The following is a 19,355-nucleotide window of genomic DNA, read 5'->3' on the forward strand; positions in this document are numbered from 1 at the left end:
TGTCGTTGCTTCAGCCGAGGATCAGGTAGTCGCACCCTTCGACCTGACCGCGTCGCAGCGGGTTCCGAGTGCAGTAGGGGGCGAAGGCGGCATCGACGAAACGGTACATCAGGTGTTCGTCACGGCCATGGGGAATGCCCAGGCGCGTGGTCTGGATGATGTGCGGCACTCTACTGCCGACGTCCTCGACGAACAGGATTTCATGGTCGAAACGTTTTGCATCCCAATTCGCGACTTTGAGGCCCATGGCCTTGCACAGCAGGGTCTGGCCGGCGCAGAGCTTTTGCGCAGGGCGCGGATGACCGCTGGCGTCCGGGTTGTTCAATTGCATTTGCGCCAGGCTGGCCGGGCCGGAGAGCGAGTCGACCCAGGGGTAGCCGGACTTGATCAGCACCGCGTTGCCGGGGCCCTGGGCGCTGAAGTTCAGCGAGTCGCCGCCGCGGGCGTAGTACATATAGATGTGGCCGCCATCCAGAAACAAAGCCTTACGCTTTTCTGTGTAGCCGAGGGAGGCGTGACTGCCTTTTTCCTCGCAGTAATAGGCTTCGGTTTCGATGATGCGCGCGGACAACCAGAGTTCGCCAACCTTGTGGCGGATGACTTTGCCCAGCAGTTCACGAGCGAGCAACTGTGCATCACGGTCGAAAAAGCCGTCAGGCAAGGCTTTGGGCGGCTGCGCGGAGGTTGGAATGGGCATGGCGGCGAGGGTTATGGCGAAAAAAAGTGACGCAATGGTAACAACTCCAGGCTTAATTCAGGCTGAAGCACAAGTATTTACACTCCATTTCGACCATCCGCCCGTGACCGCTGTCCGTGAACGGGCGCGACAGCTATAATCAGCCGCTTTCCTCTTTGCCAAGACCACACCAGACCATGACTGAGTCCGTTCTTGACTACATGACCCGTTTGGGTCGCTCTGCCCGCCAAGCTTCCCGGGTGATCGCCCGTGCCACCACCGCGCAGAAGAATCGTGCGCTGCTGGCGGCTGCCGATGCCTTGGACGCGGCGCGACCGGAGCTGACTGCGGCCAACGAGCAGGACCTGGCCAACGGCCGGGCCAATGGTCTGGAGCCGGCTCTGCTGGATCGTCTGGCGCTGACGCCCGTGCGTATCGACGAGATGATCGAAGGCTTGCGCCAAGTGGCCAAGCTGCCTGACCCCATCGGTGAAATCCGCGATATGCGCTACCTGCCTTCGGGCATTCAGGTGGGCAAGATGCGCGTGCCCCTGGGGGTGATCGGCATCATCTACGAATCGCGTCCGAACGTGACCATCGATGCTGCCAGCCTGTGCCTGAAGTCGGGCAACGCCACCATCCTGCGTGGCGGTTCCGAGGCGATCCATTCCAACCGTGCCATCGCCACCTGCATTCAGCAGGGCCTGGCGGCGGCCGACCTGCCGCCCCACGTGGTGCAGGTGGTGGAAACCACCGACCGCGCTGCGGTGGGTGCGCTGATCACCATGCCCGAATTTGTCGACGTGATCGTGCCCCGTGGCGGCAAGAGCCTCATCGAGCGGGTCAGCCGTGACGCCAAGGTGCCGGTGATCAAGCACCTGGACGGCGTCTGCCACGTGTACATCGATGTGGCGGCGGACCTGGACAAGGCGATCCGCATTGCCGACAACGCCAAGACCCAGCGCTACGCCCCGTGCAACACCATGGAAACCCTGCTGGTTCACGCCGCCATTGCCGAACGTGTATTGCCGCCGCTGGCCGCGATCTATCGCGACAAGGGCGTCGAACTGCGCGGCTGCGCGCAAACCCGCGCGATCCTGGGGGCCGACGTGCTGCAAGCCACCGAAGAAGACTGGCGCACCGAGTACACCGCGCCGATTCTCTCGATCCGGGTGCTGGACAACCTGGAGCAGGCCATCGAGCACATCAATACCTATGGCTCGCACCATACCGACTCGATCGTCACCGAGAACTTCAGTGATGCCCGTCGCTTCCTCAACGAAGTGGATTCCAGTTCGGTCATGGTCAACGCCTCGACGCGCTTTGCCGACGGCTTTGAATACGGCCTGGGCGCGGAGATCGGTATCTCCACCGACAAGCTGCATGCCCGTGGCCCAGTGGGCCTGGAAGGCCTGACCAGTGAAAAATACGTAGTCTTCGGCGACGGTCACGTGCGCACTTGATGGGCAAACGTATCGGTCTGCTGGGCGGCACCTTCGATCCAGTGCATATCGGCCACTTGCGTGGCGCACTGGAGGTGGCGGAATCCATGCAACTCGATGAGCTGCGCCTGACGCCTAGTGCCAGGCCGCCGCATCGGGATACACCGCAGGTGTCGGCGCTCGATCGTCTGGCGATGGTCGAGTGTGCGGTGGCGGGCGTTTCTCCCTTGGTGGTGGACGACCGTGAGCTGAAGCGGGACAAACCGTCCTACACCATCGACACCCTGGAGCAGATGCGGGCCGAGTTGGCCGCGGATGACCAGTTGTTTCTGTTACTGGGCTGGGACGCGTTTTGCGGCCTGCCCACCTGGCATCGTTGGGAAGAATTACTCCAGCATTGCCACATCCTGGTGCTGCAACGCCCGGATGCCGACAGCGAGCCTCCGGATGCCTTGCGCAACCTTCTGGCCGCGCGCTCGGTGAGCGACCCACTGGCCCTGCAAGGGCCGGGGGGACACATTGCATTCGTCTGGCAGACGCCGCTTGCGGTGTCCGCCACCCAGATCCGTCAACTGCTGGCCAGCGGTAAGTCGGTACGTTTCCTGGTGCCTGACGCGGTCCTGGCCTATATCGATGCTCACGGACTTTACCGTGCGCCGAACTGAAGGAACGCTGCCGGCCTGTGCTGAGCGGCGTTCCAAACATACGAGCTGAACGAGTTTTATATGACTAACCAAGTAATGAAAGGCGAAGATCTGGTCAAGGTGGCTGTTGCCGCGCTGGAAGACGTCAAGGCCCAGGACGTCCTGGTGATCGATGTTCGCGACAAGCAGAGCATCACTGACTACATGATCATCGCCACCGGTACTTCCAACCGCCAGATCGGCGCGATGCTGGAAAAGGTCCGCGAAATGGTCAAGGCCCAGGGCGTGCGCCCACTGGGTGAAGAAGGCAAGGGCGATAGCGACTGGGTGCTGCTGGACCTGGACGACGTGATCGTGCACATGATGACCGCCTCGGCTCGTCAGTTCTACGACCTGGAGCGCCTGTGGCAGGGCGCCGAGCAGAGCCGCGCGGCCGATGGCAAGCACCACAGCCCGGAGCATGGCCACGAGCACTTCACCAAGCTCAACAAAGACCAGCAATAAGGGACGGCTGTGCGCCTGCGTCTGATTGCTGTCGGTTCACGCATGCCCAAGTGGGTGGAAGAGGGTTGGCACGAATATGCCAAGCGTCTGCCCTCCGAACTGGCGCTGGAACTGGTGGAAATTCCGCTCAATACCCGGGGCAAGAACGCCGACGTGGCTCGCTTCATCCGTCAGGAAGGCGAGGCCATGCTGGCCAAGGTCGGGCATAACGAGCGCATCGTCACCCTTGAGGTCCATGGCAAGCCCTGGAGCACCGAGCAACTGGCGGTGGAACTGGATCGCTGGCGCCTCGATTCGCGCACGGTGAACTTCATGGTCGGCGGCCCGGAAGGGTTGGCGCCGGAAGTTTGTGCGCGAGCCGATCAGCGCTGGTCGCTGTCGCCGCTGACCCTGCCGCATCCGCTGGTGCGGATTCTTATCGGTGAACAGCTGTATCGCGCCTGGACCGTGCTGTCCGGGCACCCTTACCACAAGTAGCCCGCGCCCCTCATGTCCCAGCCGATCCGTATCAAGGACCACGAAAAAGACGCCCGTCTGGTGCGTGGCCGGGTCGTGTTCGGCGCCATTATGGTGATCTGCCTGATTGGCGTGCTGATTGCCCGGCTGTATTACCTGCAGGTGATCCAGTACGACTATCACTCCACGCTTTCAGAGAACAATCGGGTGCATGTGCAGCCGATTCCTCCGACTCGCGGGCTGATTTTCGACCGCAACGGCGTGGTGGTGGCTGATAACCGGCCCAGCTTCAGTCTGAGCATGACCCGGGAGCGTTCCGGTGACTGGCAGCAGGTCCTCGATGTGATCGTCGAGGTGCTGGAGCTGACTCCGGAAGATCGCGTGCTGTTCGAAAAGCGCATGAAGCAGGGGCGGCGTCCCTTCGAGCCGGTGCCGATCCTGTTCGAGCTGACCGAAGAGCAGATCGCCCGAATCGCGGTGAACCAGTTCCGTCTGCCCGGGGTGGAAGTGGTGGCCCAATTGGTCCGGCATTACCCTCAGGGCGCGCACTTTGCGCATTCCGTGGGCTACATGGGGCGGATCAACGAGAAAGAGCTGAAGTCCCTGGACCCGGTGAACTACAGCGGCACCCACCACATCGGCAAGACCGGCATCGAGCGCTTCTACGAGCCGGAACTGCACGGCCAGGTAGGCTATGAAGAGGTGGAAACCAACGCTCGTGGGCGGGTGCTGCGGGTACTCAAGCGCACCGATCCGATTCCCGGCAAGGACATTGTCCTGAGCCTGGACATCAAACTGCAGGAAGCTGCGGAGCTGGCCTTGGGCGGGCGCCGTGGTGCGGTGGTGGCGCTGGATCCGAACACCGGTGAAGTGCTGGCGATGGTCAGCCAGCCGAGCTTTGATCCCAATCTGTTCGTCACCGGCATCAGCTTCAAGGCCTATGCCGAGTTGCGTGACTCGATCGACCGGCCACTGTTCAACCGGGTGCTGCGCGGCCTGTATCCACCGGGCTCGACCATCAAGCCCGCGGTAGCCATTGCCGGGCTGGATGCCGGGGTGGTGACGGCCTCGTCCCGCGTCTACGACCCGGGTTACTACCAGTTGCCCAACTACGACCACAAGTACCGTAACTGGAACCGTACCGGTGACGGTTATGTCGACCTGGATACCGCGATCATGCGGTCCAATGACACCTATTTCTACGACCTGGCCCACAAGCTGGGCATCGATCGGCTCTCGGCCTACCTGAGCAAGTTCGGGATCGGCCAGAAGGTCTCCCTGGACATGTTCGAGGAGTCGCCAGGGTTGATGCCGACTCGTGAATGGAAGCGCGCGACCCGGCGCCAGGCCTGGTTCCCGGGGGAGACCCTGATCCTCGGGATCGGCCAGGGCTACATGCAGTCCACGCCGTTGCAACTGGCCCAGGCCACTGCGCTGGTTGCCAGCAAGGGCAAGTGGAACCGGCCGCACCTGGCCAAGAGCATCGAAGGCGAGAAGCCGGTGGATCACAATCCGATGCCGGACATCGTCCTGCGCGATCAGTCGGATTGGCTGAAGGTCAATCACGGCATGCAGCAGGTGATGCACGGTGCCCGGGGCACGGCGCGCAAGGCTGCAATCGGATCGCCTTATCGCATTGCCGGCAAGAGTGGTACGGCCCAGGTGGTGGCCATCAAGCAGGGCGAGAAGTATGACCGCTCCAAGGTTCAGGAACGGCACCGCGACCACGCCCTGTTTGTCGGTTTCGCCCCGGCGGAAAACCCGAAAATCGTGGTTTCGGTCATGGTCGAGAACGGTGAGTCGGGTTCTGGGGTCGCCGCTCCGGTGGTGCGTCAGGTGATGGACGCCTGGCTTCTCGGCCAGGATGGCCAGCTCAAGCCCGAGTTCGCCAGCCCTATCAGCGCGGAGGCTACGGCCCGTGAAGAGTAATTTTGACCGCATCCTCTCCAGTGAGGATGTGATGCGTCGCCGCGCGACGCTGCTGCAGCGCCTGCATATCGACGGCCCGTTGCTGGTGCTGCTGCTGACGCTGGCCGCCGGTAGCCTGTTCGTGCTGTATTCGGCCAGCGGCAAGAGCTGGGATCTTTTGGCCAAGCAGGCCACGTCCTTTGGTATCGGCCTGGTGTCGATGATTGTCATCGCCCAGTTCGAGCCGCGATTCATGGCGCGCTGGGTGCCCCTGGCTTATGTGTTCGGCGTGGTGTTGCTGGTGGTGGTGGACGTCATGGGCCACAACGCCATGGGGGCTACCCGCTGGATCAACATTCCCGGGGTGATCCGCTTCCAGCCGTCGGAGTTCATGAAGATCATCATGCCGGCGACCATCGCCTGGTACCTGTCCAAGCGCACGCTGCCGCCGCATCTCAAGCATGTGGGGATCAGCCTGATCCTGATCGGCATTCCGTTCATCCTGATCGTGCGCCAACCGGACCTGGGGACGGCCTTGCTGATCCTGGCCGGCGGCACTTTCGTACTGTTCATGGGCGGCCTGCGCTGGCGCTGGATCCTCAGCGTGCTGGCGGCCGCGGTGCCAGTGGCGATCGCCATGTGGTTCTTCATCATGCATGACTACCAGAAGCAGCGGATCCTGACGTTCCTCGACCCTGAAAGCGACCCCCTGGGCACTGGCTGGAACATCATCCAGTCCAAGGCGGCGATCGGTTCCGGTGGGGTTTTCGGCAAGGGCTGGTTGCTGGGTACCCAGTCGCACCTGGACTTTCTGCCGGAGAGCCACACCGACTTCATCATTGCGGTCATGGGGGAGGAGTTCGGCCTGGTGGGCATCTGTGCGCTGCTGCTGATCTACCTGCTGTTGATCGGGCGCGGGCTGGTGATCACTGCCCAGGCGCAGACACTGTTCGGCAAGTTGCTCGCAGGCAGCCTGACCATGACGTTTTTTGTTTACGTTTTCGTCAACATCGGTATGGTCAGTGGCTTGTTGCCGGTGGTGGGCGTGCCGTTGCCGTTCATTAGCTACGGAGGAACTTCGCTGGTGACACTACTGTCAGCGTTTGGGGTTTTGATGTCGATCCATACCCATCGCAAGTGGATCGCGCAGGTTTGATTAAGGTGAAGAATTCAATGCAAGCAATGCGTGGCTGGGCCGCTCGGTATGCGCCGTGGGTCGGTCTGGTAGGCATCCTGGGTGCAGCGCAAACCGCGTTCGCCGGTGATTACGAAGGTTCGCCGCAAGTGGCCGAATTCGTTGGCGAAATGACTCGGGACTATGGTTTCGCCGGGGAACAGCTGATGGGCGTGTTCCGCGAGGCCGAGCGCAAGCAGTCGATTCTTGACGCCATTTCGCGGCCTGCCGAGCGGGTCAAGCAGTGGAAGGAATACCGGCCGATGTTCATCACCGACGCGCGCATTGCCCGCGGAGTGGACTTCTGGCGTCAGCACGAGGCGGTCCTGGCCCGCGCTGAACAGGAATACGGCGTGCCGGCCCAGGTCATAGTGTCGATCATTGGGGTTGAAACCTTTTTCGGTCGAAATACCGGGAATTACCGTGTAATCGACGCATTATCGACCCTGGGTTTCGATTATCCGCCGCGGGCCGAGTTCTTCCGCAAGGAGTTGCGCGAGTTCCTGCTGCTGGCCCGCGAAGAGCAGCTCGATCCGCTGAGCCTCAAGGGGTCCTACGCCGGGGCCATGGGGCTGCCGCAGTTCATGCCCAGCAGTTTTCGCGCCTATGCGGTGGATTTTGACGGCGATGGGCACATCAATATCTGGACCAACCCGGACGATGCCATTGGTAGCGTGGCCAGTTACTTCAAGCGCCATGGCTGGGTCGCCGGCGAGCCGGTGGTCAGTCGCGCCGATGTGCGTGGCGATCGCGTGGACGAAGGCCTGACCACGGGGATCGAACCGACCAAGACGGTGGGGGAGTTGCGAGCCCTGGGCTGGTCGAGTCATGATGCGCTGCGCGATGATATGCCGGTCACCGCTTTCCGCCTGGAAGGTGACAATGGCCCGGAATATTGGATGGGCCTGAAGAATTTTTACGCGATCACTCGCTATAACCGCAGCGTGATGTATGCCATGGCCGTACATCAGTTGTCTGAACAGCTGGTCCAAGCACGGGGCGTCAAGTAATGCTGGCAATGCCAATCCGCAAACCCCTGAAGCTGGTGGCTTTTGCCGCGTTGTCCTTGCTGGTGGTCAGTTGCTCGACGAGCCGCTCGCCGCAGCAGAAATCCTCGAATGGCGTGCGCTCCATGCCTGGGCTGGACGTCAACCGTGCCCACAAGGATGGCGCGCCTTGGTGGGATGTAGACGTTTCGCGGATCCCCGATGCGACCCCGACCTTGCATACCGGCCCTTACAAGGCCAATCCGTACACGGTGCTGGGCAAGACCTACTTCCCCATCCAGGAGTCGAAGAACTACGTGGCTTCCGGCACGGCCTCCTGGTACGGCACCAAGTTCCATGGCCAGAACACTGCCAATGGCGAGGTCTATGACCTGTATGGCATGAGTGCCGCACACAAAACCCTGCCATTGCCCAGCTACGTCAAGGTCACCAATCTGGACAACAACCGCAGCGTGATCCTGCGGGTTAACGACCGCGGTCCGTTCTATTCCGACCGGATCATCGACCTGTCCTACGCGGCGGCGAAGAAACTCGGCTATGCCGAAACCGGCACCGCCCGGGTCAAGGTCGAGGGCATCGATCCGCAGCAGTGGTGGGCTCAGCGTGGCCGTCCGGCGCCGTTGATGCTCAACGAGCCGCAAGTGGCGCAAAATAGCGCGCCGGTGGTCACGGCTTCCACCGGCACAGTCGAGCAATGGACCCCGCCGCCCCAGCAGCACGCGGCCGCAGTGGTTCCGGTACAAGTGAAGAACGCTCCTGCAGCGGCTTCGGGCCAGTATTTGCAGGTGGGCGCGTTCGCTAACCCCGATGCTGCCGAGCTGTTGAGGTCGAAGTTGAGCAGCATGGTGAGCGCTCCGGTGTTCATCAGCTCGATCGTGCGCAACCAGCAGACGCTGCATCGGGTCCGCCTGGGGCCATTTGGCACGCCGGGTGAGGCCCAGCAAGCACAGAACAGCGTGCGCTTGGCCAACCTTGGGCAGCCCAGCGTGGTCACTGCCGAGTAGGAATATTGAAGATTGAAGGTCCGCTTGCGGTATTGGGGGGCGGGCCCTGGTTGTTGGCTCGACGAACAACAAAAGCCCGGCAAGGGTCAGTGAGTGAACAACTGCACACGCGACAGCCCTGTTAGAAGGCTGTCTGAAATAGTTTTGCCCTCCCGGGCAAGTTTCCATTAGCAACTTCGAGAGACGGATGAACATCACCACCTTTGCCAAACGCCTGTGCCTGCTTGTCCCGCTGATCATCACGCCCGCCGCCTGGGCGGTCGAAGCGATGCCGTCGCCACCGCAACTGGCCGCCAAATCCTATGTGCTCATGGACGCCAGCAGCGGTAACGTGCTGGTGGAGAACAATGGTGACCAGCGCCTGCCACCGGCCAGCCTGACCAAGCTGATGACCGCGTACATCGCGACCCTGGAGATCCGTCGCGGTCAGATCGGCGAGAACGATCCGGTGACCGTCAGCGAGAACGCCTGGCGTACCGGCGGTTCGCGGATGTTCATCAAGGTGGGCTCGCAAGTCACCGTCAGCGACCTGCTGCACGGGATCATCATCCAGTCGGGTAACGACGCCAGCGTCGCGGTTTCCGAGCACATCGCCGGCAGCGAAGACGCCTTTGCCGACATGATGAACAAGACCGCGGCCGACCTGGGCATGAGCAACAGCCACTTCATGAATCCTACCGGTCTGCCGAATCCTGAGCACTATTCGTCGGCTCACGACATGGCGGTGCTGGCGCGGGCGATCATCCACGAAGACCCGGCCCACTACGCCATCTACTCGCAGAAAGAGTTCTTCTGGAACGGCATCAAGCAGCCCAACCGCAACCTCTTGCTGTGGCGCGACAAGACCGTCGACGGTCTGAAAACCGGCCACACTGACGAGGCTGGCTACTGCATGGTGTCTTCTGCTGTGCGTGATGGCATGCGCCTGATCGCCGTGGTGTTCGGCACCAACAGCGAACAGGCCCGCGCCGCCGAAACCCAGAAGCTGCTGACCTATGGCTTCCGCTTCTTCGAAACCCAGACCTTCTACCAGAAGGGCACCGAGCTGGCCCAGGCCCAGGTCTGGAAAGGCACCACTCATCAGGTCAAGGCCGGTCTGGCCGAAGATCTGACCATGACCATGCCTAAAGGCCAATTGAAAAAGCTGGCGGCCAGCATGACCATGAACCCGCACCTGGTCGCGCCGATCGCCAAGGGTGACGTGATTGGTAAAGTCGAAGTGAAGCTGGACGATAAGGTGGTGCACAGCGCCGACCTGATCGCTCTGGAAGCGGTCGACGAAGGTGGTATCTTCCGCCGCATGTGGGATAGCATCCGCCTATTCTTCTACGGCTTGTTCAACTGATATTGTCGACCTGCATGGCCCTCGCTCCGAAGTGGATCGAGGGCCATGTCCGTCGTCCGGCTTACGAGGCCGTTACTGCCATGACAGACACTGACGTTAAGTCGCACAAGATTGAATTTCCCGTCGATGACTATCCGATCAAGGTGATCGGTGACACGGTTGTCGGCTTCAAGGACACCGTGATCGAGATCCTTGCCAAGTACGCCACTCTGGACATCAAGTCCCTGGCCGAGCGTCAGAGCAGCAACGGCAAGTACACCACGGTACAACTGCACATCACCGCCACCGGCGAAGACCAACTGCGTGATATCAATAGTGCCCTGCGTGCTACCGGTGTCGTCCACATGGTGCTGTGATGCCGCAGACGCTGGGCTTTCGTGAGCTTGGCCTGATGGCCTACGAACCGGTCTGGCAGGCCATGCAGCGCTTTACCAATGAACGCGGCACCAGCGCACCGGACGAAGTCTGGCTGGTGCAGCATCCTCCGGTGTTTACCCAGGGTCAGGCGGGCAAGGCCGAGCATCTGCTGCTGCCGGGAGATATTCCGGTGGTGCAGGCCGACCGCGGCGGGCAGGTGACGTATCACGGCCCAGGCCAGTTGGTGGCCTACTTGCTGCTGGATGTACGCAGGCTGGGATTCGGCGTGCGTGACCTGGTCAGCCGCATGGAGCAATGCCTGGTGGAGTTGCTGGCCAGCTATGGCGTGCCGGCGGCGGCCAAGCCCGATGCACCGGGGGTCTACGTCGACGGGGCGAAGATTGCCTCGCTGGGTCTGCGTATCCGCCACGGATGCTCCTTTCACGGCCTGGCCTTGAACGTGGACATGGACTTGCAGCCGTTTCGACGGATTAACCCCTGTGGCTATGCCGGGTTGGCGATGACCCAACTGAGCGACCATGCAGGGCCGATTGAATTTGCCGAGGTAAGTGCCCGGCTGCGTGCGCAGCTCGTCAAACACCTCGACTATGCTGAGCAGACGACCCTAACGGGCGGAATCGACTGATATGACTACTGCGCAAGACGCTGTTGAAACCCTGATCCCGACGCTGGATGTATCCGAGCGGGCGGCCCGTCCGAAAGTTGAAACCGGCGTCAAATTGCGCGGTGCGGAAAAGGTCGCGCGCATTCCGGTGAAGATCATTCCGACCACCGAGCTGCCGAAGAAGCCGGACTGGATTCGCGTACGTATTCCAGTCTCGCCGGAAGTCGACCGGATCAAGCAGTTGCTGCGCAAGCACAAGCTGCACAGCGTCTGCGAAGAGGCGTCCTGCCCGAACCTGGGCGAATGTTTCTCCGGCGGTACCGCGACCTTCATGATCATGGGCGACATCTGCACCCGTCGCTGCCCCTTCTGTGACGTTGGCCACGGCCGTCCAAAACCGTTGGATGTCGATGAGCCGATGAACCTGGCGGTGGCCATCGCCGACCTGCGCCTGAAGTACGTGGTGATCACCTCGGTAGACCGTGATGACCTGCGTGATGGCGGTGCCCAGCATTTTGCCGACTGCATTCGCGAGATTCGCAAACTGTCGCCTAACGTTCAGTTGGAAACCCTGGTTCCCGATTATCGTGGTCGCATGGACATCGCCCTGGAAATTACCGCCGCCACGCCGCCGGATGTGTTCAACCACAACCTGGAAACCGTGCCACGCCTTTACAAGGCGGCGCGTCCAGGCTCGGACTACCAGTGGTCGCTGACCCTGCTGCAGAAGTTCAAGCAACTGGTACCCCATGTGCCGACCAAGTCCGGCCTGATGCTGGGCCTGGGCGAAACCGACGATGAAGTCATCGAAGTCATGAAGCGCATGCGCGAGCACGACATCGATATGCTGACTCTCGGCCAGTACCTGCAGCCGTCGCGCAACCACCTGCCGGTGCAACGCTTCGTGCACCCGGACACCTTCGCCTGGTTCGCCGAGGAAGGGTACAAGATGGGCTTCAAGAACGTCGCTTCCGGCCCGCTGGTACGTTCCTCGTATCACGCCGACGAACAAGCGAAGCTGGCCAAGGAAGGCCTGGTTTCCTGATGTCCCCCGCCCGCAAGGTTCAGGCCTTGCGGGCAATTTTGCCGCGGTTTGGCACGCTTTCTGCGCTGCGCCTCCCTTGTATTCTCCGTGGGTGATTTCCCCTCTTCTGTTTAGTGGCATTCATGGCTACTGTGCTGGGGTGAATTCACACAGGGAGAATCTGCATGCCCATCCAACCCACTGCTGCCCTTCACGCTCATCTGCCGGTGCCGGCATTGACGGCGGAAGGCGTCATTGGTCTTATCGCCCCCGCCGGTCCTGCTGCTCTGGATACCGAAAAAGCCTGCCAATGGATGCGTTCCAGGGGCTATACGCTGCGGATCTTCCCTGGCGTAGGTCAACAGGATGGCTACCTGGCAGGCAGTGATCAGGTCCGTCTCGATGACTTGCACGGGGCTTTTGCCGATAGCGAAATCGACGCCATTGTGTGTTTGCGCGGGGGCTATGGCAGCCCGCGCTTGCTGGACAAGATCGACTTCGAGCTGTTGCGACGCAATCCCAAGCCATTTGTCGGCTACAGCGACATCACTGCCCTGCACCTGGCGATCAATCGCCATGCGGGCTTTGTCAGCTTTCACGGACCCATGCTCAACGCCGACCTGCTGGGCGGCAAGCAGGCGCCAACCGAGGCGGCGTTTTTCAACATGCTCAGAGGACAGGTCAAGAGCGGCAGCCTGCTCCCCCATCCGGTAGCTTTTCCCTTGACCACGGTGGAGCCGGGAATCGCCCAAGGGCCGCTGGTGGGTGGCAACCTGTCACTGATTGCCAGTACCTTGGGCACGCCTTACGAAATCAACACCGGCGGCGTGATTCTGTTTATCGAAGACGTCAACGAGCCGCTGTACCGCATCGACCGCTTGCTCAATCACCTGCGCCTGGCCGGCAAGCTGGAGGGGCTGCGCGGGGTCTTGGTCGGGGATGTGGCCGGTGTGGATTTCACCGCGTTGTGCGCGTTGCTCAAGCAGGTCTTCGAGCCCTTGCGGATTCCGGTGCTGGCGGGATGGCGCAGCGGTCATTGCGATCCGAACCTGACCTTGCCGATCGGGGCGCTGGTCAAGCTGGATGCAGGGGCCAGGGAGTTGACCCTGGCTCAGGATGTGGTGTTCAAGTAAGGCGCGTGCGAAGGAGCCAGCTCCTTCGCCAATGCCTATCTAGCGGCTGCGCAGGCTTTCCAGCAATTTGTGGGTCGGGTAGCCATCTGCGGGCCAGCCCAGTGCCTGTTGGGCACTGCGAATGGCCTTGCGGGTATTGGCGCCGATGATGCCGTCGGGGTTGCCGGCTTCATATTGGTGGGTGCTGAGCAGGGTCTGCAATTCGATGCGTTCGGAGCGGCTCAGGGGCAGATCGTCCTTGGGCCAACTGCCGTCGATCTGGCCAGCGCCGCCAAACCGTTCGGACAGCAGATTGACTGCGAGGGCGTAGGACGATGAGTTGTTGTATTTGAGCACGGCCCGGAAGTTATCCAGAATCAGGAACGCCGGCCCTCGGTAGCCCGCAGGCAACAGCAATGAGGCAGACAATTGCTCGGAACCGTATGGCAATGCCTTGCCGTTGCTCGTTGTCATGCCCAGGCTCAGCCACTCGCCCATGGTCTTGCGGGTGGAGGCGTCGGCCAAGGCGTAGTCGAAGCCGCTCTTGAGCTGGACCTCAACGCCCCAGGGCTGGCCTTTTTGCCAGCCTGAGCTCTGCAGGTAATGGGCTGTGGAGGCCAGGGCGTCGGCCGGGCTGTTCCAGATATCTCGGCGACCGTCGCCGTCGAAGTCCACGGCATGGGTGTTGTAGGTGGTCGGAATGAACTGGGTCTGGCCCATGGCGCCGGCCCAGGAGCCAAGCATCTTCTCTGGCTGGATGTCGCCGTGCTGGATGATCTGTAAGGCGGCAATCAACTGGCTGTTGGCGAAGGCCGGGCGGCGTCCTTCATAAGCCAGGGTGGCCAGGGAGCGGATCACCGACTTGTTGCCCTGGAAGTCGCCGAAATTGCTCTCCATGCCCCAGACCGCTACCAATGCCTGGCGATCCACGCCATAGCGCTGTTCGATGCGTTGCAGGATGTCGCTGTATGCGGATTTCGGTGAACGTGACCGAGCGTTTCGCTAATACGTGACCGGTGCTTCCACCCCGGTTGCGCGGGTTCTGGATTGTAATCGCATCGGTCACGATGCGGCTTGTTCCTCGGCTTTTTTTCGGCGCAGCGACTCGCCTTTCATCGTCAGTCGGTAGGCGTTGTGCACCAGGCGGTCGAGGATGGCATCGGCCAGGGTCGGGTCGTTGATCCAGCCGTGCCAGTGCTCGATGGGCAGTTGGCTCGTCAGGATGGTGGAGCGGCTGCCAGCGCGGTCGTCGATCACCTCCAGCAGGTCATGCCGGGCTCCTTCCTCCAGCGGGGCTAGCGCCCAGTCGTCCAGCACCAGGACGTCGACCTTTGCCAGCTGTTGCAGGGTACGGCCGAAGCTGCCGTCGCCATGAGCGATGCGCAGTTGTTCCAGCAGGCGCGGGGTGCGCAGGTACAGGGTGCTATAGCCCTGGCGGCAGGCCTGGTTGCCCAGGGCGCAGGCCAGCCAGGTTTTGCCGGCACCGGTCGGGCCGGTCAGCAGCAGGTTGTGCTGCTGGCGGATCCAGTCGCCACTGGCCAGGGTGGCGATCAGACGCTCGTCCAGGGCGCGTCCGGTGCGGCGGTCGAGATCTTCCAGGCAGGCGTTGGCGTACTTGAGCTTGGCCTTCTTGCGCAGCCGTACCAGGCGCTGGTTGTCACGCCAGGCCAGTTCGCGGTCGAGCAGTAGGCCGAGGCGTTCATCGAAGCTCAGGCTGTGGCTGGCCGGCAGCGTCCATTGCTCTTCCAGGGCGCGGGCCATGCCGTCCAGGCGTAGCTGGTGCAGTTGATTCAGGGTGTGTTGCGGCATCATCGAACAGCTCCTGTTGCGGGGGTTGGTAGTAGTCGGCGCCACGGACGTTCTCGTGGTCGCCGGGTAAGGTCGTTTCGGCGGCACGCTGGGGCAGCGGCTGTTGATCCAGGCCTTGCTGGAGCAGGTTGCGCACGCTGCGCCCGGTGAAGGCGCGCAGGTGTACGGCACGTTCGGCAGCGGCTTCCAGGCGTGCATTGCCATAGCGCCGGGCCAGCGAGAGCAGGCCGAGGCAGGCGCGGTAGCCCATCTCCGGGTGCGGCTTGTGGGTCAGTTGGTGATCGATCAGTTGGCGCGTGTAGGGGCCGATCCGCGCGCCCCAGTCGAGCAGGCGTTGTGGCGTCCATTCGCGATGCGCCTGGTGCGCCGCGGGCATGTGCTCGCGCTGGGTACTGTAAGCGCCGCGTCGCCCCAGCAGCAGGTGGCTGGCCACCCGCCGGTTGCCATGCAGCACTTCCAGGGTGTGTGCCGTCAGTCGCACGTCCACGTTCTGCCGGGCCAGGGCGGAGGGCACGCTGTAGAAGCTGCCATTGACCTCGATGTGGTAGTCGATGCTGACCTTGCAGCGCTTGAAGGTGGCGACCTCGTAGGGATGCACCGGCAGCGCTCGCAAGGCCGGGCGATCCAGGCGCTCGAACCAGTCGCGCCGGCAGCCATCGAGCCGCTTGAACGGGCGCCGATTCAGATCCTCCAGCAGCTCGGCGATGGCCTGGTTAAGCGCATGCAGGCTGAAGAACTGCCGATGGCGCAGCCGCGCCATGATCCAGCGCTCGACCACCTGCACCGCCACCTCGGCCTTGGCCTTGTCCTGAGGCTTGCGTGGCCGTGCCGGCAGGATCACCGTCTGGTAATGACGCGCGCACTCCAGCGTGGCCCGGTTCAGGCCCGGCTCGTAGCGATCCGGCTGGGCGACCAGGGCGCGCGGATTGTCCGGCACAACCATTTCCGGCACGCCGCCAAAGTAGGTCAGAGCCTGGCCCAGCGAGGTCAGCCAGTCCACCTGGGTTTCGCCTGGCGTCGCGCAGGCATAGGTGTAATTCGAGGCGCCCAGGGCGGCGACGAAGATGTGCGCCCGGCGCACTTCGCCGGTGGCCGGGTCGACCACCGGCAGCGTCGGCCCGGCATAGTCGATGAATAGCTTCTCGCCCGCACGGTGCAGCTGACGCATCGAACGTTTGAGCGTCTGGGCGTAGCGCCGGTAGTGCTCGACGAACTGGGTGTAGCGGTAGGTCGGCTGGCCCGCATGCGCGGCGAGATATTCCTCCCACAGCAGCTGCAAGGTCACGCCCTTGCGTCGCAACTCGCGGTGGATGCTCAGCACATCGGGCAGCACTCGCTCACCGCGCGGCTTGTTCGTCGACGTCGGTGCAAACAAGGCGGCCGCCAGCGCGGCCTCGTCCATGGCCACCAGCGCCGGCCAGTCCAGCCCGGCCACCCGCGCCGCCGCGATGTACTTGCTAACCACGCCCTTGGACAGCTGCAAGGCACGGGCAATCTTCTCGTGGGACAAGCCGGCCTCAAACTTGAGGCGCAGACATTCTTTGATGTTTCGCATGGCTACTCGCGGCGCCGCCATCTTCCTCTCCCGAAATCGGTCGAGGATGGCGGCGCATCAGGTCATGCGCAACGAAGGGGAAGGCTTTCGCTAAGTCGTGACCGGCGATTTCGGTAAGCCGTGACCACCTGTTTCGGAACAGGCGGAAAATCGGTCACGTTGCTACCGAAATGAGCGGTCACGCGTTAGCGAAATGACCGGTCACGATCAACCGAAACGGCCGGTCACGGTGCTCCGAAATCCGCAGCTGTACTGGAGCAGCAGGGCCTGGCCCTTGCGTACCCTGACCGGAGACAGGGCTCCATCCAGGTATTCCCAGACCGGGCGGGTGAACTCCGGCTGGCTGCGGTCAGCCTTGATGACGCTCATGTCCGGGGTGATACCGGCGAAGGCCCGGTCGAAGACGTCGGCGCGAATGCCGGCGTTCAGGGCTTCGGTACGGAATGCGTTCAGCCATTCATCGAAGGTCTGGGCGGGCTGGATGTCCAGATTGTCGGCGGTCAGCGGTGCGACAGTAGCGGGTGCGGCGAGGGGGGCTGCCTGGAGGGTGGGCAGCGGTTGGGCATCGGCGGCGGTAGGTTGTTCCGCGCAGGCGACGAGCAAAACGAGGCTGGAGGCAGCGATCAGTTGGCGCATGTGCCAACGACGGGAAAGACAAAAGGGCATGCACAGGTCCAGAGAGAATAACTATCAGGTGCAGACCTTATCATGCCGACGGGGTTCAGGGCTTCAGGCGGCCAGAAAGTAAGAAGCCTCCCAGCTTTTAGACTGGAAGGCTTCGCGGCGGTAGCTGCCTTTGCCCTTGGCCGGGCGTTCCTGACGGCTGCGGAACAGTGGCTGGGCGACAATGGATTTGGCCTTGTTGGGGCCATGCTTGGATGGCTTGCTCATGGTTCTGTACTCGCGGTTTGTAGAGAGGTTGCGGCGCGCATCATCGGCCAGAGTGGGGCGGCTGTCCAGCATTCCGGGGCATGCAGCTGCCTGGTGGGAGATGAGCGGCGTACTTACTCGGCCGGCAGGGCCAGGCGTTGGCCGGCCATGAGCAGCGACAGGCGGCTCAGGCCGCTCCAGGGCGAACCGCTGGCCTGCCCCTTGATTTGCGCGTCGATGCGCTGGGCATCCAGCAGCAATTGCCCCCAACGCTGCGCAGAGTAACGTTGCAGAGCCTTGCTCATCAGGGGTTTGCGTTTGTCCCAGACGGGAGGCCGGGCCTGGCTGAACACCTTGTCCAATGGCACGCCCTGGCTGAATTGCAGGGCCAGGTTGGCCAGCAGCCGCAGTTCTCGGGACAGGGCCCAGAGAATCACGGGAGGTTCGACGCCTTCACCGCGCAACCCTTCCAGCATGCGCAGGGCGTGGGCGGCTTCACCGTTGAGAACGGCATCCACTAGCCCGAACACATCGAAACGCGCACTGTCGGCCACTGCGGCCTGGACCGTTTCGACGGTGATCTGTCCACCTTCGGCCATCAGCTTGAGTTTTTCGATTTCCTGGGCGGCGGCCAGCAGGTTGCCCTCGACCCGCGCGGCGATCAGCTCCACCGCGTCCTGGCTGGCGGACAGCCCGGCCTGTGACAGTCGCTGACGAATCCACTGTGGAAGCTGGTTGGCGTCCACCGGCCAGATCTGTACGAACTGGGTCTGGGCACCTTCCACCAAGGCCTTGCCCCACTTGGTCTTCTGTGCGCTGCCATCGAGCTTGGGCAGGCTGATCAGCAGCACTGTGTCCTCGGCCGGACGCGAACAGTATTCGATCAGTGCTGCGGCGCCCTTGTCTCCGGGCTTGCCCGAGGGCAGGCGCAGTTCCAGCAGGCGTTTTTCCGCAAACAGCGACATGCTGGCCCCGGCTTGCAGCAGGGTGCCCCAGTCGAAGCTGGCATCGGCACTGAATACCTGGCGCTCGTCGAAACCCTGCTGGCGTACGGCAGAGCGGATGGCATCGGCGGCTTCCTGGCAGAGCAGGGGATCATCGCCGCTGATCACGTAGACCGGCGCGAGAGGACCTTGCAGGTGTTTGCCGAGTTGGGCGGGTGCGAGTTTCATAGGCGGGGCCAATGGGGGCGCGTGAGCGCCCCACAGGGCTTACTGGTTCGGCAGCTCCAGGGGGGACTGTTGCGGAGTTTCCGCCTCAGCCTTGCGTGCAGCTTCCAGAGCCTGGGCTTCGGCCTTGGCTTTGGCTTCGGCGGTGGCCTGCAGTTGAGCAAGCTGGTCCGGGGTCAGCAATTGCAGGCGGACCAGCATGCGCTGGATCAGGTCGCGGCGCATTTCCTTGCGTGTTTCAGACGATTCCTGATCGGAGCCGGTGATGTTGTTGCCGTCATGTACGAAGACTTTCTGCACTTCCAGTTTGTCTTCGAGCAGATGCAGGTTGTCGTGGGTCAGGATTTCGTACCTGAGCGTGGTGCCGATCTCGTATTCGGCCGAGTTGCCACCGCCTGTGTAACTGAGGGTACGCTGGGAGTTTTCCTCGTTCAGCAGCACCAGTTTGTAAGGCGCGCCGGCATGGACCCGCACACCGCTGCTTTCCAACTGTTGCTGGAGCATTTTCACGGTGGTGCCGTAGGCATCCCGGGCGCTCAGGTCGAGTTCCTTGATGCTCAGCTCATGGGTTCCCGTTCCGCGCAACTGGAAGCCACAGGCGCTCAGTAGTACGGCCAGACCCATCACCAGCAGGTTACGTTTGATCATGTATTGCTCCCCTTGAAACCAAATGG

The 19,355-nt window shown here is 62.4% G+C and carries 19 protein-coding genes and 2 pseudogenes; 13 read left to right on the forward strand and 8 right to left on the reverse strand.

Annotation, left to right across the window (positions count from 1 at the left end; genetic code table 11):
* Positions 1-10 precede the first annotated feature (10 nt).
* Complete coding sequence (locus BLV47_RS02810) at positions 11-697, reverse strand: DNA-3-methyladenine glycosylase (protein WP_092309643.1); 687 nt, start codon at positions 695-697, stop codon at positions 11-13.
* A 176-nt stretch (positions 698-873) separates the two neighbouring features.
* Here BLV47_RS02810 and BLV47_RS02815 point away from each other — a divergent pair, with 176 nt between their 5' ends.
* The 13 genes from BLV47_RS02815 to BLV47_RS02875 all read left to right on the forward strand — a co-directional run bounded on the left by BLV47_RS02815 (position 874) and on the right by BLV47_RS02875 (position 13,299).
* Positions 874-2,139: a glutamate-5-semialdehyde dehydrogenase gene (locus BLV47_RS02815; protein WP_092309646.1), complete on the forward strand. Its 1,266-nt coding sequence runs from the start codon at positions 874-876 to the stop codon at positions 2,137-2,139.
* Positions 2,139-2,783: a nicotinate-nucleotide adenylyltransferase gene (gene nadD, locus BLV47_RS02820; protein ID WP_092309649.1), complete on the forward strand. Its 645-nt coding sequence runs from the start codon at positions 2,139-2,141 to the stop codon at positions 2,781-2,783. The genes BLV47_RS02815 and nadD overlap by 1 nt, the downstream gene beginning before the upstream one ends.
* Positions 2,784-2,843: 60 nt before the next feature.
* A complete protein-coding gene (gene rsfS / locus BLV47_RS02825) occupies positions 2,844-3,266 on the forward strand; it encodes a ribosome silencing factor (protein WP_015637171.1) in 423 nt (140 codons plus the stop codon).
* Positions 3,267-3,275: 9 nt separating this feature from the next.
* The gene (rlmH, locus tag BLV47_RS02830; RefSeq protein ID WP_011063671.1) at positions 3,276-3,743 is read left to right on the forward strand and encodes a 23S rRNA (pseudouridine(1915)-N(3))-methyltransferase RlmH; all 468 of its coding nucleotides are present in this window, start codon (positions 3,276-3,278) and stop codon (positions 3,741-3,743) included.
* 12 nt (positions 3,744-3,755) lie between these two features.
* Positions 3,756-5,651, forward strand: coding sequence for a penicillin-binding protein 2 (gene mrdA, locus BLV47_RS02835; protein ID WP_092309652.1), 1,896 nt, complete (start codon positions 3,756-3,758; stop codon positions 5,649-5,651).
* A 31-nt stretch (positions 5,652-5,682) separates the two neighbouring features.
* Positions 5,683-6,786 (forward strand): rod shape-determining protein RodA, encoded by a 1,104-nt coding sequence (gene rodA, locus BLV47_RS02840; RefSeq protein WP_047306242.1) that lies wholly within the window; start codon positions 5,683-5,685, stop codon positions 6,784-6,786.
* A 5-nt stretch (positions 6,787-6,791) separates the two neighbouring features.
* Positions 6,792-7,814: a lytic murein transglycosylase B gene (gene mltB, locus BLV47_RS02845; protein WP_177431312.1), complete on the forward strand. Its 1,023-nt coding sequence runs from the start codon at positions 6,792-6,794 to the stop codon at positions 7,812-7,814.
* On the forward strand, positions 7,814-8,815 hold the full coding sequence (locus BLV47_RS02850; protein WP_092309658.1) for a septal ring lytic transglycosylase RlpA family protein: 1,002 nt from the start codon (positions 7,814-7,816) through the stop codon (positions 8,813-8,815). Before mltB ends, BLV47_RS02850 begins: the two co-directional genes overlap by 1 nt.
* 187 nt (positions 8,816-9,002) lie before the next feature.
* On the forward strand, positions 9,003-10,160 hold the full coding sequence (locus BLV47_RS02855; protein ID WP_092309661.1) for a D-alanyl-D-alanine carboxypeptidase family protein: 1,158 nt from the start codon (positions 9,003-9,005) through the stop codon (positions 10,158-10,160).
* An 80-nt stretch (positions 10,161-10,240) separates the two neighbouring features.
* Complete coding sequence (locus BLV47_RS02860) at positions 10,241-10,516, forward strand: DUF493 domain-containing protein (protein WP_025129297.1); 276 nt, start codon at positions 10,241-10,243, stop codon at positions 10,514-10,516.
* A complete protein-coding gene (gene lipB / locus BLV47_RS02865; protein ID WP_047306229.1) occupies positions 10,516-11,163 on the forward strand; it encodes a lipoyl(octanoyl) transferase LipB in 648 nt (215 codons plus the stop codon). Before BLV47_RS02860 ends, lipB begins: the two co-directional genes overlap by 1 nt.
* 1 nt (position 11,164) lies before the next feature.
* Positions 11,165-12,187, forward strand: a complete 1,023-nt coding sequence (gene lipA / locus BLV47_RS02870) for a lipoyl synthase (protein WP_092309664.1) — start codon at positions 11,165-11,167, stop codon at positions 12,185-12,187.
* Between the two features lie 164 nt (positions 12,188-12,351).
* On the forward strand, positions 12,352-13,299 hold the full coding sequence (locus BLV47_RS02875) for a S66 peptidase family protein (protein ID WP_092309667.1): 948 nt from the start codon (positions 12,352-12,354) through the stop codon (positions 13,297-13,299).
* A 39-nt stretch (positions 13,300-13,338) separates the two neighbouring features.
* On the opposite strand, the pseudogene BLV47_RS02880 reads toward BLV47_RS02875, so the two are convergent.
* The 7 genes and pseudogenes from BLV47_RS02880 to BLV47_RS02910 form a co-directional block, all read right to left on the reverse strand.
* A pseudogene (locus BLV47_RS02880) lies at positions 13,339-14,259 on the reverse strand (lytic murein transglycosylase); the annotation flags it as partial.
* Positions 14,260-14,340: 81 nt separating this feature from the next.
* Positions 14,341-15,090 (reverse strand): IS21-like element IS1474 family helper ATPase IstB, encoded by a 750-nt coding sequence (gene istB / locus BLV47_RS02885; RefSeq protein ID WP_062838242.1) that lies wholly within the window; start codon positions 15,088-15,090, stop codon positions 14,341-14,343.
* On the reverse strand, positions 14,978-16,663 hold the full coding sequence (gene istA, locus BLV47_RS02890) for an IS21 family transposase (RefSeq protein WP_062838241.1): 1,686 nt from the start codon (positions 16,661-16,663) through the stop codon (positions 14,978-14,980). The genes istB and istA overlap by 113 nt, the downstream gene beginning before the upstream one ends.
* A gap of 225 nt (positions 16,664-16,888) precedes the next feature.
* Positions 16,889-17,308 (reverse strand): annotated as a pseudogene (locus BLV47_RS02895) (lytic murein transglycosylase); the annotation flags it as partial.
* A 63-nt stretch (positions 17,309-17,371) separates the two neighbouring features.
* On the reverse strand, positions 17,372-17,533 hold the full coding sequence (arfA, locus tag BLV47_RS02900) for an alternative ribosome rescue factor ArfA (protein WP_015637164.1): 162 nt from the start codon (positions 17,531-17,533) through the stop codon (positions 17,372-17,374).
* A 113-nt stretch (positions 17,534-17,646) separates the two neighbouring features.
* Positions 17,647-18,684 carry a DNA polymerase III subunit delta gene (holA, locus tag BLV47_RS02905; RefSeq protein ID WP_092309671.1) on the reverse strand — a complete coding sequence of 346 codons (1,038 nt, stop codon included), beginning with the start codon at positions 18,682-18,684 and terminating at the stop codon, positions 17,647-17,649.
* Between the two features lie 39 nt (positions 18,685-18,723).
* Positions 18,724-19,329: an LPS-assembly lipoprotein LptE gene (locus BLV47_RS02910; protein ID WP_092309674.1), complete on the reverse strand. Its 606-nt coding sequence runs from the start codon at positions 19,327-19,329 to the stop codon at positions 18,724-18,726.
* Positions 19,330-19,355: the final 26 nt, after the last annotated feature.

The organism is Pseudomonas saponiphila (assembly GCF_900105185.1).
Classification (GTDB): domain Bacteria; phylum Pseudomonadota; class Gammaproteobacteria; order Pseudomonadales; family Pseudomonadaceae; genus Aquipseudomonas; species Aquipseudomonas saponiphila.